The organism is Nonomuraea guangzhouensis (assembly GCF_019396345.1).
Classification (GTDB): domain Bacteria; phylum Actinomycetota; class Actinomycetes; order Streptosporangiales; family Streptosporangiaceae; genus Nonomuraea; species Nonomuraea guangzhouensis.
This window is the reverse complement of sequence record NZ_JAHKRM010000001.1, coordinates 82,115-95,774: the sequence shown is the minus strand read 5'-3', so window position 1 is coordinate 95,774 and position 13,660 is coordinate 82,115. Positions and strand designations below refer to the sequence as shown.

The 13,660-nt window shown below is 66.8% G+C and carries 16 protein-coding genes; 11 read left to right on the top strand and 5 right to left on the bottom strand.

Going from position 1 to position 13,660, the window contains the following annotated elements; all coding sequences use genetic code 11:
* The 9 genes from KME78_RS00420 (at position 1) to KME78_RS00380 (ending at position 5,757) form a co-directional block, all read left to right on the top strand.
* Positions 1-246: an RNA-binding protein gene (locus KME78_RS00420; protein ID WP_020546537.1), complete on the top strand. Its 246-nt coding sequence runs from the start codon at positions 1-3 to the stop codon at positions 244-246.
* 68 nt (positions 247-314) lie between these two features.
* Positions 315-815 carry a ribosome maturation factor RimM gene (gene rimM / locus KME78_RS00415; RefSeq protein ID WP_219526670.1) on the top strand — a complete coding sequence of 167 codons (501 nt, stop codon included), beginning with the start codon at positions 315-317 and terminating at the stop codon, positions 813-815.
* Positions 815-1,594: a tRNA (guanosine(37)-N1)-methyltransferase TrmD gene (gene trmD / locus KME78_RS00410; protein WP_219526669.1), complete on the top strand. Its 780-nt coding sequence runs from the start codon at positions 815-817 to the stop codon at positions 1,592-1,594. The genes rimM and trmD overlap by 1 nt, the downstream gene beginning before the upstream one ends.
* Before the next feature lie 137 nt (positions 1,595-1,731).
* Entirely contained in the window at positions 1,732-2,094 is a 363-nt protein-coding gene (gene rplS, locus KME78_RS00405) for a 50S ribosomal protein L19 (RefSeq protein WP_214641562.1), read from the top strand.
* A gap of 141 nt (positions 2,095-2,235) precedes the next feature.
* On the top strand, positions 2,236-3,096 hold the full coding sequence (gene lepB / locus KME78_RS00400; protein WP_219526668.1) for a signal peptidase I: 861 nt from the start codon (positions 2,236-2,238) through the stop codon (positions 3,094-3,096).
* Positions 3,096-3,686, top strand: coding sequence for a signal peptidase I (gene lepB / locus KME78_RS00395; protein WP_219526667.1), 591 nt, complete (start codon positions 3,096-3,098; stop codon positions 3,684-3,686). Before lepB (KME78_RS00400) ends, lepB (KME78_RS00395) begins: the two co-directional genes overlap by 1 nt.
* A 53-nt stretch (positions 3,687-3,739) precedes the next feature.
* Positions 3,740-4,408, top strand: a complete 669-nt coding sequence (locus KME78_RS00390) for a ribonuclease HII (protein WP_219526666.1) — start codon at positions 3,740-3,742, stop codon at positions 4,406-4,408.
* Between the two features lie 39 nt (positions 4,409-4,447).
* The gene (locus tag KME78_RS00385) at positions 4,448-4,771 is read left to right on the top strand and encodes a DUF2469 domain-containing protein (protein WP_026215037.1); all 324 of its coding nucleotides are present in this window, start codon (positions 4,448-4,450) and stop codon (positions 4,769-4,771) included.
* An 869-nt stretch (positions 4,772-5,640) separates the two neighbouring features.
* Complete coding sequence (locus tag KME78_RS00380; RefSeq protein WP_219526665.1) at positions 5,641-5,757, top strand: YraN family protein; 117 nt, start codon at positions 5,641-5,643, stop codon at positions 5,755-5,757.
* A 72-nt stretch (positions 5,758-5,829) separates the two neighbouring features.
* Here KME78_RS00380 and KME78_RS00375 read toward each other — a convergent pair whose 3' ends face one another.
* Complete coding sequence (locus KME78_RS00375; protein WP_219526664.1) at positions 5,830-6,576, bottom strand: hypothetical protein; 747 nt, start codon at positions 6,574-6,576, stop codon at positions 5,830-5,832.
* A 492-nt stretch (positions 6,577-7,068) separates the two neighbouring features.
* On the opposite strand from KME78_RS00375, the gene KME78_RS00370 reads away from it, so the two are divergent.
* On the top strand, positions 7,069-7,347 hold the full coding sequence (locus KME78_RS00370; protein WP_219526663.1) for a hypothetical protein: 279 nt from the start codon (positions 7,069-7,071) through the stop codon (positions 7,345-7,347).
* A 38-nt stretch (positions 7,348-7,385) separates the two neighbouring features.
* Here the strand turns inward: KME78_RS00370 and KME78_RS00365 are convergent, their stop codons facing one another.
* From KME78_RS00365 to KME78_RS00350, 4 genes are all read right to left on the bottom strand, one after another.
* On the bottom strand, positions 7,386-7,871 hold the full coding sequence (locus tag KME78_RS00365) for a hypothetical protein (protein ID WP_219526662.1): 486 nt from the start codon (positions 7,869-7,871) through the stop codon (positions 7,386-7,388).
* Positions 7,868-10,012, bottom strand: a complete 2,145-nt coding sequence (locus tag KME78_RS00360; protein ID WP_219526661.1) for a hypothetical protein — start codon at positions 10,010-10,012, stop codon at positions 7,868-7,870. Before KME78_RS00360 ends, KME78_RS00365 begins: the two co-directional genes overlap by 4 nt.
* The gene (locus KME78_RS00355; RefSeq protein ID WP_219526660.1) at positions 10,009-11,712 is read right to left on the bottom strand and encodes a hypothetical protein; all 1,704 of its coding nucleotides are present in this window, start codon (positions 11,710-11,712) and stop codon (positions 10,009-10,011) included. Before KME78_RS00355 ends, KME78_RS00360 begins: the two co-directional genes overlap by 4 nt.
* A gap of 113 nt (positions 11,713-11,825) precedes the next feature.
* Complete coding sequence (locus KME78_RS00350) at positions 11,826-13,331, bottom strand: tyrosine-type recombinase/integrase (RefSeq protein ID WP_219526659.1); 1,506 nt, start codon at positions 13,329-13,331, stop codon at positions 11,826-11,828.
* A 23-nt stretch (positions 13,332-13,354) separates the two neighbouring features.
* Here KME78_RS00350 and KME78_RS00345 point away from each other — a divergent pair, with 23 nt between their 5' ends.
* Entirely contained in the window at positions 13,355-13,660 is a 306-nt protein-coding gene (locus tag KME78_RS00345; protein ID WP_308126749.1) for a YraN family protein, read from the top strand.

The following is a 13,660-nucleotide window of genomic DNA, read 5'->3' as shown; positions in this document are numbered from 1 at the left end:
ATGCTCGAGGAGGCTCTCGAGCACCTCGTTAAGGGCATCGTCGAACATCCAGACGATGTCCGGGTCCGCGCACGCCGCATTCGCAGCGGGCGCGTCCTGGAGGTCCGGGTGCACCCCGAGGACCTGGGCAAGGTCATCGGTCGCGGCGGGCGCACCGCCAAGGCGCTGCGCACTGTCGTGAATGCCCTGGCCGACGGGAAGTACGTCCGGGTCGATCTGCTCGACCTGGACGAAGCCGTCCGTTAGCGTCAGGTTCCCGCGCCCTCATCGGTTCTCGCCGATGGGGGCGCTTGCGTTAGAAAAGGTAGGTACAAGTGCAGTTGGTCGTCGGCCGGATAGGCCGCCCGCACGGCGTACGCGGCGACGTGACCGTGGAGGTGCGCACCGACGATCCCGAGCTGCGCTTCGCCGTCGGCGCCACCATCGCCACCGATCCCGCCGACAGGGGGCCGCTCGTCATCGAGAGCCGCCGCTGGCACAAAGGCGCGCTGCTCATCACCTTCGCCGGGATCAAGGCACGCGACGCCGCCGAAGACCTCCGCGGCACGATGCTGGTCATCGACTCCGCCGAGGTGACGCCTTCTGACGACCCCGACGAGTTCCACGACCACCAGCTCATCGGGCTCACGGTCGTGACCGCCTCGGACGAGGCCGTCGGCGAGGTCACCGACGTGCTCCACCACGGCCAGGACCTTCTGGTCGTACGGCGCAGCGGCCAGGACGACGCGCTCATCCCGTTCGTCAGGGCGCTGGTGCCCGAGGTCGACCTCGAAGGCGGCCGGCTCGTCGTCGACCCGCCCGAAGGGCTGCTGTGATGCGGCTCGACATCGTCTCGATCTTCCCTGAATACTTCGCGCCGCTCGACGTCTCCCTCATCGGCAAGGCCCGCGAGCGCGGCACCCTCGACGTACGGGTGCACCAGCTCCGCGACTGGGCCCACGACGTGCACAAGACCGTCGACGACACCCCCTACGGCGGCGGCCCCGGCATGGTCATGAAGCCCGAGGTGTGGGGCGAGGCCATCGACGCGGTGACCGAGGGCGGCTCGCCGCGCCTGATCGTCCCGACGCCGAGCGGACGGCCGTTCACCCAGGAGCTCGCCCAGGAGCTCGCGGCCGAGCCCTGGTTGCTGTTCGCGTGCGGGCGCTACGAGGGCATCGACTCGCGCGTCATGACCGAATACGGCACGCGCCTGCGCGTCGACGAGATCAGCATCGGCGACTACGTGCTGGGCGGCGGCGAGGTCGCGACGCTGGTGATGGTGGAGGCCATCGGCCGGCTGCTGCCCGGTGTGCTGGGCAACGCCCATTCGGCCGTCGACGACTCCTTCGCGCCGGGGGCCATGCGCAACCTCGTCGAAGGGCCCGTCTTCACCAAGCCGCCGGTCTGGCGGGGGCACGAGGTGCCGCCCGTGCTCCTGTCCGGGCATCACGGGAAGGTCGCGCGGTGGCGGCGTGACGAGGCGCTCCGCCGTACCGTCGCCAACCGGCCCGAGCTGGCCTCGGCGCTCGATCCCGAGACGCTCGACAAGCACGACCGGCGGCTGCTGGAGGAGCTCTCGTTTCGCTTCCAGCCGGAAGATATGGCAAACTGAAGCGCTACCGACCATCATGTGGTTGGTCTGCCATGCCCGGGGGACAGTCCCGGGTTCATCGAATCAGCAGGCGCGTCCGCCGCGAGCTCAGGCCGGGTGGACCTCCGCGTGCTCGCGAGGACTTGAGGACAGCTCTCATGCACACGAAGATCCAGGAGCTCGAGAAGGCGACCCTGCGCGGAGACGTGCCGGACTTCCGCCCCGGTGACACGCTCGAGGTTCACGTCCGCGTCGTCGAAGGAAACCGCTCCCGCGTCCAGGTCTTCAAGGGCTTCGTGCTGCGCAGGCAGGGCAGCGGCGCCCGCGAGACCTTCACGGTCCGCAAGGTCAGCTACAGCGTCGGCGTCGAGCGGACCTTCCCCGTGCACAGCCCGATCATCGAGAAGATCGTGCTCGTGACCCGCGGTGACGTGCGTCGCGCCAAGCTCTACTACATGCGCGATCTGCGCGGCAAGGCCGCCCGCATCCGCGAGAAGCGCGAGGCCGTACCCGCCAAGTGACACAGACCTTTCCGAATGGCCCGCGTCCTGCGCGGGCCATTCGGCTTTGCGGGGGCATTTCTTTTATGTGGAGCGACTCGGGCGCGGGTGTAACGTCGGTCGAGACTTGTCGAGCCGATGCATCATCTAGGCTCGTCAGCGATGACTAGCGAGAGCCAGGAGCACGGCGCGCCGCGCCGCCCTGTCAAGGACGAGGTGGACGTGGTCGCCGAAGAGACTGAGAAGCCAGCAAAGGGCGGCAAGAAGGACAAAAAGGGGTCGTTCTGGAAAGAACTTCCCGTCCTGGTCGTCGTGGCGCTGGTGCTGGCCCTGATCATCAAGACGTTCGTGATCCAGGCCTTCTACATCCCGTCGGAATCGATGGAGAACACTCTCCTGAAGAACGACCGGGTCCTGGTCAACAAGATCGTCTACCACACGCGCGACATCGAGCGCGGCGACGTGGTGGTGTTCTCGGGCGTCGACTCGTGGGACGGCGAGTTCGAGATGGAGGAGCCGTCCAACCCGGTCGCGGCGGCCCTGCGCTGGGTCGGCACCGCGTTCGGCGTGGTGCCCGGCGAGAAGGACTACATCAAGCGGGTCATCGGCGTCGGTGGCGACCACGTCAAGTGCTGCGACTCCAAGCAGCGCATCACGGTCAACGGCGTGGCGATCGACGAGGGCGGCTACCTCTATCCGGGCAACGTGCCCTCCGACAAGTTCTTCGACATCACGGTGCCCAAGGGGCGGCTGTGGGTGATGGGCGACCACCGCTCGGTGTCGCTCGACTCGCGCTCGCACACGGGCGATCCGGGTGGCGGCTCGATCCCCGTGGGCCAGGTGGTCGGGCGGGCGTTCGTCATCGTGTGGCCGTTCAACAGGGCGACCACGCTGTCCATCCCCGACACGTTCGGGCAGCCGGCGCTGCAGGCGCTGGGCGACTCCGTCCCGCTGGTCGCCGGGTTCGCGGGAGCCTTCCCCCTGGTGCTGATCCGTCGGCGCCGCCGCAGCCGGAGGCACTGATGTCCTTCACGAAGAAGGCGGCGCCGGTGGAGAAGAAGAAAAAGGGCGGCTTCCGCGAAACGATCCTCCTGCTGATCCTCGGCGTCGGCATCGCGCTGGTGCTGCACACGTTCGTCATCGGCTCGTTCTACATCCCGTCGGAGTCGATGGAGAACACCCTGTTGATCAACGACCGGGTGTTCGTCAACAAGCTCTCGGGCAAGCCCGAGCGCGGCGACATCATCGTGTTCAAGGGCTGGAACGGCGAGGACACCATCAAGCGGGTCATCGGCATCGGTGGCGACAAGGTGGCCTGCTGCGACGCCAAGAAGCGGGTGACGGTCAACGGCACGCCGCTGGACGAGGAGTCCTACCTCTATCCCGACGACTTCCCGTCGGGCGACACGTTCAAGTACACCGTGCCGTCCGGCAAGTTGTGGCTGATGGGCGACCACCGCAGCGCCTCGGCCGACTCGCGCAGCCACGTCGAGGAGCCCGGGGGCGGGTTCATCTCCGAGGACGCGGTGATCGGAAAGGCGGTCATGCGCTACTGGCCGCTGTCGCGCGGGCTGATCTTCATGCGTCCTGACACTTTCGACAAGGTCAAGTAGAGCCGCCTTCCGGTCGCGGTTTGCGGCGATTGGGGCGTACGCTGCCTCTTGTCATGACAGTTGCGTTCCGTCCTCGGCCCAGCGTTGTCCGGCGTGATTCCGGGCTCTATGCCTACGAGCGGGCCCTGGCCCGCCGGGGCCTGACCCCGATCGCCGGGGTCGACGAAGCGGGCCGGGGGGCCTGCGCCGGTCCGCTGGTGGTCGCCGCGGCCATCCTGCGCAGGCCGATCGAGGGGCTGAACGACTCGAAACTGCTGGTGCCGGCCGTACGAGAACGGCTCTATGACCTGATCATGGACTCGGCGCACGTCGGGGTGGTCGTCATCCCCCCGGCCGAGATCGACGCGCGAGGGCTGCACAAGAGCAACGTGGCCGGAATGCGGCGAGCCGTCGCACGGTTGTCCTGTGACCCGGGGTACATCCTCACGGACGGCTTCCCCGTCCCGGGCCTGCCCGCGCCCTCGCTGGCGGTGTGGAAGGGGGACCAGGTGGCCGCGTGCGTGGCCGCGGCCTCGATCGTGGCGAAGGTGACCAGGGACCGCATGATGGTCGCGCTGGACGCGGAGTTCCCGGGCTACGGCTTCGCCGAGCACAAGGGGTACGTCACTCCAGGACACAGACTGGCGCTGGAGACGAACGGCCCTTGCTCCCACCACCGTTACTCCTTCGTCACGGTGGCCAGGGAGATGGGGGAAAATGAAATGGGGGCCGGGGTTGCCTGACCAGGCGAACCGGAAGACCGGTACGACAGGAGGACCGCGATGAGCGCAGAGGATCTCGAAAAGTACGAAACCGAGATGGAGCTGCAGCTTTACCGCGAATACCGCGATGTCGTCGGGCTGTTTACGTATGTCGTGGAGACGGAGCGGCGCTTCTACCTGACCAACTCGGTAGATCTCGACGTCCGGACCGCGGAGAACGGGGACGTGTTCTTCGATGTGAAGATGCAGGATGCTTGGGTTTGGGATATGTACCGGCCTGCACGGTTTGTGAAGAATGTGCGGGTTGTTACGTTCAAGGACGTCAACGTCGAGGAACTGGCCAAGGCCGACCTGGAGATGCCGAAGGAGGGCTTCTCGGGGTAGCTGGTTGAGGGGCGTTGGGGGCTGGCCCTTGGTTTGAGGGGCTGGGGTTGCTGTGGTGGTTGTTGGGTGGGGCGGGTGGTTGCGGTCAGGCGCCACCTGTGAAGGGCCTGGACCCACGGCCATCTACGGGTTTGTCTGGCCGCATGCTTGGCCATCCACTGGCCCGCTTGGTCATCCGCTGCCCTGCTGGCGCGGCTGCCCGCTGTGCTGCCCCACCCCATAGGACCCTTGCCCGGCCCGTCCGCCGGTCCGCCCGCGTAGGACCCCTGACCCCGGCCTGGGCCCACCCGCCGAGTCGCCCACAACGATCCTCGACCCACAGTTCATCCGTCGGGGGCCAAACGCGGGCACCCACCAGAGCCTTTCTCGTAGCCCAGCCCACCGAGCCGCCCACGCGCGATTAACCAGCCGTCATCAGCCGCCATCCCGGACCGCGCCCCTGATCAGGCGCAATACGGCTTCGCAGGATCAGCACCTCGCGTCCGTGGCGGCGTCTCGCGTCAAGTAGCACGGCTCCCTCCCGTCCGGCCCTCCCGTCCGGCCCTCCCGTCCGGCCCTCCCGTCCGGCCCTCCCGTCCGGCCCTCCCGTCCGGCGCACTCAGCAGGGCGGACCCAGCACGGCGGACCCAGAGACGCTCACCCAGCATGGCGCACCCAACACGGCGGACCCAGCACGGCGGCCCCAGCACGGCGCACCCAAGGACCCTCACCCAGCGCAGCGCCGTTCACTCAGCGCGGTGCCGGACACCTGGATCCGCTCCGCACTTATCCACAACCCCGCCCCCACCACCCCGGCCTATCCACAGAACCTCGCTCGGCCCGACCCCCTCCACCCCCGATACGCGAAAGTCAGGGCCCGGAGGTGCCACATGGCCACGAGGAACGACCTCGGCAAACACGGCGAGCAACTCGCCGTCAACTACCTGGAAGCCGAGGGAATGACCATCATCGAACGCAACTGGCGCTGCCGCCACGGCGTTATGTGATCTGTCAAGCTGTCTCGGCCGAGAGTGTCTCAGCCGAGACCAGGCGGGTTCGAGTGTGAGTAACGTCGCGTCTTAGGGGGCTTTGAGGGCCTTCGTGATCGTGGCCGCTGCGGGCTCGTCGAATCCGTCGGGCAGGAGGCGGAACGCGTGCAGCCGGGCTTGTCCGCCTTTGCCGTAGTTCATTACTCTTCCGTCCTCGTGGCGGCTCTCGTCGATATCGACGTCCAGCAGGCCGAAAGCTTCGAGCGTCTTGTGCGCTTCGTAAGCGTCCCGTCCGAGGCCGTAGTGGAGGAGCCGAGTCCCGCTTTCGATCTTGACCCGCTCTTCCGGGTCGGTTCGCTGGGAGGCGTGGGCGACCATCATCAGGAACGCGAGTTCGGTGTCTTCCAGCAGATGGATCCAGCCGTTCGTGAACAGCCCGAGGGGCAGTTCAAAGGTGAGGTCGGTCGCCCTGGGCACGGAATAGTCAGGAACCTCGCCGTCGGCCCTGACGCCCCCTTCGTCGCAAAGCTGAAAACCTTCAAACTTGCCCGACTTCTTGCCCGCCTTGGGCAGGCGGACCAGCTGGACGTCGGGGTCGGAGAGATGGTGGAGAGCCGAGATCACCTGCCGGTGCTTCTTACTTGATGGGCTGGCGCTGAAGTTGCCTGACCGCTGCGGTTTGACGGGCACGGCGATCAGGTCGATCCACCCTGTTTCGTCGCCTCCGGCGATCAGCGGTAGATCGTTGCGGGGCCGGCCACCGGCCTTGGTCCGCATCTGGGCGGCGCAGAGGGCGATCAGGTAGAAGCGAAGAGCGATGCCCCTCGGGCTGAGCATGCGAGTCGCCGGCGGGCGATCCGACGGCGGCGGCAGTCTGCGATCCGAGGCGTCTCCTGGAGCGGGCTGGGACTGGTAGACGAATCGGGACCGCACTCGCACTGTCCTATGCCGTCCCAGGGCCTTCAGCTTGGCTGCCGCCCCCTCGATGAGCGGCTCGGTCACAACCAGTCGGTCGAGACGGCGGGCGAGTCGTGCCCGCTCCTTCGCCGGGAGCGAGAGGAGGAACAAATTTAGTTTGAACAAAATCATGACCTCTTGATCTGAACGTCTTAACCCGCCAGTGACTCACCCTCACAACTTGATATCTGCTGTATCCCTGGCGGGTTAGAGCGTGCTCCCAGCCTACTCGCCATCGCGGTGTTTGCGCCGAATGATGGAGAGCGAGGCGCCGAACCGAGCCCGTTCATTAGGGGGAGCGGTCCCCGGGTGGAAGCCGGGACCCGCTCCGTGTGGTGCCTCATCGCCTGTTCGACTGAGAGGAAACACCGCATGTTCAGAGTACGACCTCCCGCAATACGGCCTGAGAACCCGGCGGAGGCGAACGCCGCGCTGTTCTCCACGCGCACCTTCATGATCGTCGTGTTGTCGATGACGGCGGCGTTGATCATCGGCTTGGGCGCCGGGCTCACCGCCGGGCTCGTGGCGCATGACGCGGGCCCGGCGGCGGCGACGGCCATCGGCTGTGTGGTCGGCCTGGCCGCCGCCATCACGGGGGGCCTGACGGTCATCAGTGTGCTGAACCAGTTAGTGGCCAACAAATCCGATTAACCGGACAGCCGGGACGGCGCCGTCGACACGTGCAGACCTCAGCGGTCCTTCAGCGGGGTGACGTTGTCGGCGGCGCGTTCCAGCCGCTTGCGAAGGAGCCCGTTCTCTTCTTCCAGAGCGGCGTTGCGCAGCGTGAGGACCTGGATGTGGTCGGCGTAGGTGTTCACCGTGTCGGTCAGCTCGCGGAGCTCGGTGGCCTTGTCCGAACGCAGCTTGCGCTCGGCCTTCTTCAACCGGCTGATCTCAGCTCGCAGTTCCTCGACCTCGGGCCGGGCGACCGTCGGGGCCACCATAAGCTCCTTGATCACGGCAGCGACCGGCGAGCGGTAGTAGGAGGCGCGGGACACGCCGGCCTCGACGCAGATGTTGGTGACGGTGACGGTGCCGTCGCTGATCTCGGGCCGGCCGAGCATGAGCCGTTCGAAGCCGTTCATGATCTGCCGGTCGAGGTCGGTGAGAGCGTGTTCGCGGGCCAGGCGCGCGAACGCGGCCTGAACGGTCCGGTCGCTGTCGGTGCCGGTCATAGGCAGGATGCTCCGTCCTCGTGAAGCTCGGCGATGAGCTGGTCGAACCCGGTGACGTAGTCGGTGAGCGCGATCTGCTGCAGAGGCGGCAGCTCGGCCGGAGCGTCGAGGGCGTCCCGGGCCTGATCGCGGGCCGTGACGAGACGGGGCAGGTGAAGTGCGGTCCGCCGGGAGTTGGGGCAGGCGGAACACATGTTGATCATCGGCAGTGGTCGGCCGAGAGGCTTGGCGCGTTTGGCGCAGACGGCGGTGGAGGACTGGAAGAAGCAGTCGTTGAGCGTGCCCGGGTGAAGGATTTTGGTGAGGTGCTGCAACATCGTGCGCAGCCGGGACGGGCTGGCCACGACACCGGGCAGGTCGCCGAGTTCACGCCGGATGCGGTCGAACTCCGCATCGATGCGACGGGCCGCTCCGCCGCTGGAACGGCCGCCGTCGTTCCAGTCGCGATAGAGGTCTTCCAGGTAGTCGAGGTTGGCGACGGCTTCTTCCGCAGCGACCTCGGCGGCGAACCCGGACGCTGAGGTGCCGGCGTATCCCTCGAACATGATCGTTTTGGTGTGGTGGAACTGCCGGGCGCCGGCCACGATCCCGAAGGGTTGGTGGGCGATGTGCCAGGCCAGCGTGCGGCGGAACTGCCGAGTGTTGAAGGTCCAGGCAAGTCCGTCCGGTGGGCGGGCATCGGCGGAGTCAGCGAGGTCGTCGGTGTCTTGAGTGACGGGCGTGTTGGGGATGAACTGGTCGCCGGGCGGGCTGAATAGGTCGTTGACGTGGTCGCGGAATCGGGCGAGTTTGAGGTTGACGGCGCCCAGCAGTCTGTATCCAGCGTTGTCGCCTTTGAGGTGCCCGAACAGATGGGTCGGGTCGTCGTTAAGCTCCAGGAGGATGTCGACAGCTTGGTGCACCACGTCGAGGACAACCCACTCGGCTTCATCGCCGGTGAGCTTGCGCCCTTTGAAAACGCGGCCGCGGAGTTTGTAGCGAGGACGGCCATCGTCCGCGGTGTCGACGAAAGCGCAATCGCGCTGGAGTTCCCGTATTTCGACGTCTCTGGCGCCTGACAGGAAGGCGATCACGATCCAGCAGGCGGTTCGCAGGTAGGTGAGTTCCAGGCGCAGGGTCCAGGGGTCCAGCCAGGTTCGCCATGGGCGACCGGTGTCGGGCCAGATCGACATGGAGGTGTCCAGGCCTCCGGGTTCGTAGCCGAGTTCGTCGCCCGCCTGGCGGAGAAGGTCCCGATAGCGCTTTCCCATCATGAAGGCTCCGACCAGCAGGCCGATCATGCTGTTGTTCGGGCGCTGCACGACTCTGTCGACGATCGCCGCGTCCGGGCAGGTGTGTGCGTGCTCGATGTTCAACGCGGGGATGCCCCGGCCGCTGGCCCGGCGTTCGGCGATGAAGGAGCGGATCAGGGCTTCAGTCCGGCCATGACCTCGCCGGGGGAAACCCGCGCGGGCGACGTGGAGGGCCTGGACCTCGTGACGGGCGGCCAAGAGGTCCTTGCCGGCGTGCTGAACGTAAAACACTGCAGCCTTGATCAATGGGCTGCTGACCTCCTCGGGGATGCGGTCGGTGACGTTCTCTCGGCTCCTCCTTATGCCTGCGACTGCTGTGGCGGAGCGGCCCGGCCAGGGCAAGATGAGCAGGCGGTCCTGGCTGAGGAACGGGCCGTGGGCGGCCAGGTGCTTCAGCTCATTGACGTAGGTCTGCGCCAAATTCGGTGACTTGGCCATCCAGATCATCAAGGCATCCTGCAGATGCTCTGCGGTGACCTCTGACAACCGGTTGGCACCGACTTGCCGCAGCGTCCTCAGGGCAGACTTGATCCTGAACGCCGTGCTAGAAAGCGAAGTGATCTTGAGAGGTCGGCCGACAGACCTGCCCGAGCCGTCAGCCGCAGGACCTCGCCGGATCCTGGAATAGAGAAACTCCCGGAGCGTGCGCTGGGTGACGTCGTCCAGGTCAGCGAAATAGCAGGCGGTCTGCCGCTGTGTGCGGGGAACGAAGGGGCGCAAATCCCAGACCTCGTCGGCAAAGCGGGGGCCGCGGGCTGGCGCGCCTTCAGTGAGTGCCTCGGGCAAGACGTAGGCGTCATCGGGGATCGGCTCGGCAGCGATGGGACCGAGCTGAGGCGCTGTGCTCACGTGATGATCTCCAAGAACTGAACGGGCAGGGCCAGGCTCGGGCCGTTGGCCTCGGCGATGGCCTGGGCGGTGACGATCTGCTGGTCGCTGAACTTGGGCCGGATCCCGTGGACGATCCGTTCCCAGGCCAGCCCGTAGCGGGCCTTCCATTCCTGGATCGAGTACTCCTCCCGCTGCTCTTCCAGGAAGGCCAGGAAGCTCAGGATGCTGGGCAGGTGCCGGGTGGTGAACACCGCGTTGGGGCACTCCAAGCAGCCCCAGACGGCCACCGGGCAGCTTGACCCCTTCTTGAGCGCGTAGGGCGAGGCGTAGAAGTCTTTGCAGGAGGCCAGCCAGACGTCGTTCGCGCCGGACAGAGCCGTGCGAACCTCGTCCGGAGGCAGCGGTTCGCCATCGTCCAGACGGTCACCATCGTCGTCCAGGACGACAGGCGGATCCAACGCCGTCGCCAGAGCCTCCCGAAGCCCGCTCTCCACCGCGTCGTCGTGCAGCTCGCGGTGGGCCTCAATGTCGGCGTAGTGGCGGGCGGCGACCCCCTTGGTATGGCCCTCGGCGAAGTCCTCAAGGACGCCAGATGTTTGCAGGTAGCGGCGCGACTTGTAGGTCTTGCGCAGCCGCCGCATGTCCAGATGGGCAGGACCTCCGTCACGGTCGGTAAGTTCCTCCAGCCCATGCCGCCGCATCCACCCGGTCATGAAAAGGTTCAGCGAACGCCGGTACTCGAACGAGAGCTCTGGGCCGTCGTAGTGAACATGGGTCCAAAGCTTGTCGGTGCCAAGCAGATCGCGGCCGCGCTGGGTGAGCCTCAAGGTGAGCCGGAGCAGCCCGCCCGGGTAGTGCAGGGCGCCGCCGTCGGCCACCCGCATCGTCTTGTGTGTGGCCCCGCGAGCGCGGTTCTTGACGTAGGCGATGCTCACGAACCCGCGGCCGGGGTTGATCAGGCAGTCCGCTCGCAGACTCTTGACGCACTCGGGCTCCAGTCCGGTCTGGCAGATCAGCAGCACCAGAAGCGGCACCAGGTCCGCAGAGATCAAAAACAGCCTGCTGTTCACCCCGCGAATGCCGCCGTGCCGGTTGATCATGCTGCGAAAGTCCGGCCTGTCCAGATCCCCTCTGGTGAGTGGCCCTCGATGGGCGACGTGCCAGAGAATGTTCTCCAGCTGGCGCCAACCACCGACCTCAGGATCCTGACCGGACGCGGCCAGGCGTTCGCCCTCCAGAATGCGGTCACGGATCGCGCGGACGTCCGACGAGGCGGCAGCCTCGATGGCTTCGAAGACCGGGAACGGATAGGAGTCCAACGGGCTGTAGGCCCACCCTGTCGTCGTGGTGGTGAAGTCCAGCCGGACCCGCATCTCCAAGCCGACCTTGTCCGCGTTCGCTTCAGCTGCAAGGCGCAAGAGCTTGATCACCGCGACGACCATGATGTAAGGGGTCGAGCTTTTGTCCCCGTGTCGCGCCAACAAATGGTGTTCGTAGCCCTCCAACAGCTCAGGCGTAAGGTCCTCCAGCCCGAACTCCCCGGCCGTGGCAGGGTTGACCGCGGCGACGAACTGCACGAACGACCGCACTGCGCGCAAGCTGTCTTCCGTGGTGCGATGAGAGCGCTGGCTGCCGGTGTCGCCTGCGATACCGGCCAAAGCCCGTGCCAGGTGCCTGACCAGTCGCGGGCAAGGCAGGTCCGACAGATCGAAGGTCACCTCCCGTCCTTGGAACCGGGCCGAGAAGACGATGGGCCCGATCGCCGGGATCGCGACCGGCTCGGCTGGCATGTTCGCCGCCGTGGGGAAACGAACACGGCCGCGTCGCGGACTCATTCGGCCGCCTCGGCACCGGGCTTGACCGCCTCCAGCGCCGCGATCTGCGCGTCCCATTCGGCCAGCGCGGCCAGCACGATGTCCTGGGCGTCGTCGAGAACGTCCAGGTAGGTGTAGACGGTCGACTCCTGGCTGTGGCCCAGCAGCAGCTGCAGCCTGCGCATCGGATTGCCGATCAGCAGCCGCCGGATCTCAGCCCGCGCGAGGCTGGCGTTCTCCGGCCGGCCGAGCTCCCGCAAGGTCTGCCGCAGCAGCAGCCCGAGCATGTGAACCGCATAGACGTGGCGCAGGGTATGCGGATGGATCTCCGTCGGGATGCCGAACTTGGCGCACCGCTGGTTGGCCCGCCGGAACGCCGACTGCCAGGTCGACGGCTGCAGCGGCTGCCCCTCATCACCCAGCCATAACCACAACGGCCCAGCCGGCACCCCGTCGCTATCCACGCGCAGCAGCCGCTGCCGATCCGCGGCGCCGATCGCGTTGTAAGACCACGCCTTGCTCGTGTCGAGCAGCCGCAGCGCGTGACGCCCGGCCCGCGCCACCAGCAGATCACCCTCGAGCACCGGGTAACCGCCCTGGGACAGCACCCGCTGCACCAGCTCGTCCCGCTCGATCTCGACAAAGTGGTGCAGCGCGCGCAGCACGCGTTTGGGCAGGTAAACCGTCCTGCGCTTGCCGCGCTTGGTCACCGCGGCTGACAGCCTCACATCCCCGACCAGCCGGGCGCCGTGCAACGGCGGCACCTCGCTGATCAGCAGACTCGCGCCCTCGCCCAGCCGCATGCCGGTATGCACCAGTGTGTCGGCGAACATCGCGTTGCGCTCGCCGTGCCGCCCGCGCCAGCTCGGGTCCGGCCGGCCCTCGGGCAGCTCACCGCGTAGGCCGACGTCCCGCCAGAGCAGGTAGTCCTCCATCGACACGAACTCCGGTGGCGCATCTTCCGGGTCGTCCTCATGCTGATCGTTCACCCGGACCTGCTTGAGTCCTTGCGGCGTGAGCACCGTCTTGTCGACGTAGCGGAACGGCTCGCCAGCCAGCAGCCCTTCATAGATCGCCCACTGCACCCACTTGTCCAGCGCGGCGATCGACCGGTTCCAGGTGCCCACCGTCACCTGGTGCGGGCCCGGAGTGCGCAGCCGCACCACCTTGTAGGCGCGCAAGTCGGCGCCGTCGCACTCCCAGATCGACTTGCCGCCGCGTGACTCGTGCAGAAACCGGCAGAACAGCATGATGTCCCGGCTGTAGGCCAGACGGCCGTTCTCCGAGCGCACGCCCCAGCCGTCGAGCTCGCGCAGGCACCGATTGAGCTGAAGGTCGTAGGAGCCGTCGGGCCCCAGGATGAACGGCTGGTCCTCGTCGACGTTGGCACGCCTGAGGACGTCTGCCGCGTCCGGGACGCCAGGAGCATCGCTTGCTCGCGTACGCGACGTACGACGAAGTTGAACAACCGCTTCAAGCGGTTCGGGGGAGGAAGCCGCTGCTTCTGTAGTTGTGGGGGGCACTGCTCATCTCTTTCGTGAGACAGGTGTGCAGCAGACATATCTGCCAGACCTGTGAGACAAGATCAAGTGCCAAGATAAACGGCGAGATCGACGTCATCGCCGAAGACGGCCCCAACCTGGTCGTAGTAGAGGTCAAGACCAGATCCAGCCGATCACACGGCACAGCGTTGGAGTCGGTAGGGCAGGCCAAACTGGCCAGACTCCGCATGCTGGCCGCCAAGTGGCTCACCACCCAACCCCGCACCTTCGACACGGTCAGAGTCGACGTGATCGCCCTGGAGCGTTTCGCCGGCGACTACTCCCTGCGCCACGTACGGGGGGCGATCTGA

Bases quoted from the DNA above. Each gene is read 5' to 3' on its own strand.
- KME78_RS00420 (WP_020546537.1), top strand. From the start codon at position 1: ATGCTCGAGGAGGCTCTCGAGCACCTCGTTAAGGGCATCGTCGAACAT.
- trmD (WP_219526669.1), top strand. From the start codon at position 815: ATGCGGCTCGACATCGTCTCGATCTTCCCTGAATACTTCGCGCCGCTC.
- rplS (WP_214641562.1), top strand. From the start codon at position 1,732: ATGCACACGAAGATCCAGGAGCTCGAGAAGGCGACCCTGCGCGGAGAC.
- lepB (WP_219526668.1), top strand. From the start codon at position 2,236: ATGACTAGCGAGAGCCAGGAGCACGGCGCGCCGCGCCGCCCTGTCAAG.
- lepB (WP_219526667.1), top strand. From the start codon at position 3,096: ATGTCCTTCACGAAGAAGGCGGCGCCGGTGGAGAAGAAGAAAAAGGGC.
- KME78_RS00390 (WP_219526666.1), top strand. From the start codon at position 3,740: ATGACAGTTGCGTTCCGTCCTCGGCCCAGCGTTGTCCGGCGTGATTCC.
- KME78_RS00385 (WP_026215037.1), top strand. From the start codon at position 4,448: ATGAGCGCAGAGGATCTCGAAAAGTACGAAACCGAGATGGAGCTGCAG.
- KME78_RS00380 (WP_219526665.1), top strand. From the start codon at position 5,641: ATGGCCACGAGGAACGACCTCGGCAAACACGGCGAGCAACTCGCCGTC.
- KME78_RS00375 (WP_219526664.1), bottom strand. From the start codon at position 6,576: ATGCTCAGCCCGAGGGGCATCGCTCTTCGCTTCTACCTGATCGCCCTC.
- KME78_RS00370 (WP_219526663.1), top strand. From the start codon at position 7,069: ATGTTCAGAGTACGACCTCCCGCAATACGGCCTGAGAACCCGGCGGAG.
- KME78_RS00365 (WP_219526662.1), bottom strand. From the start codon at position 7,871: ATGACCGGCACCGACAGCGACCGGACCGTTCAGGCCGCGTTCGCGCGC.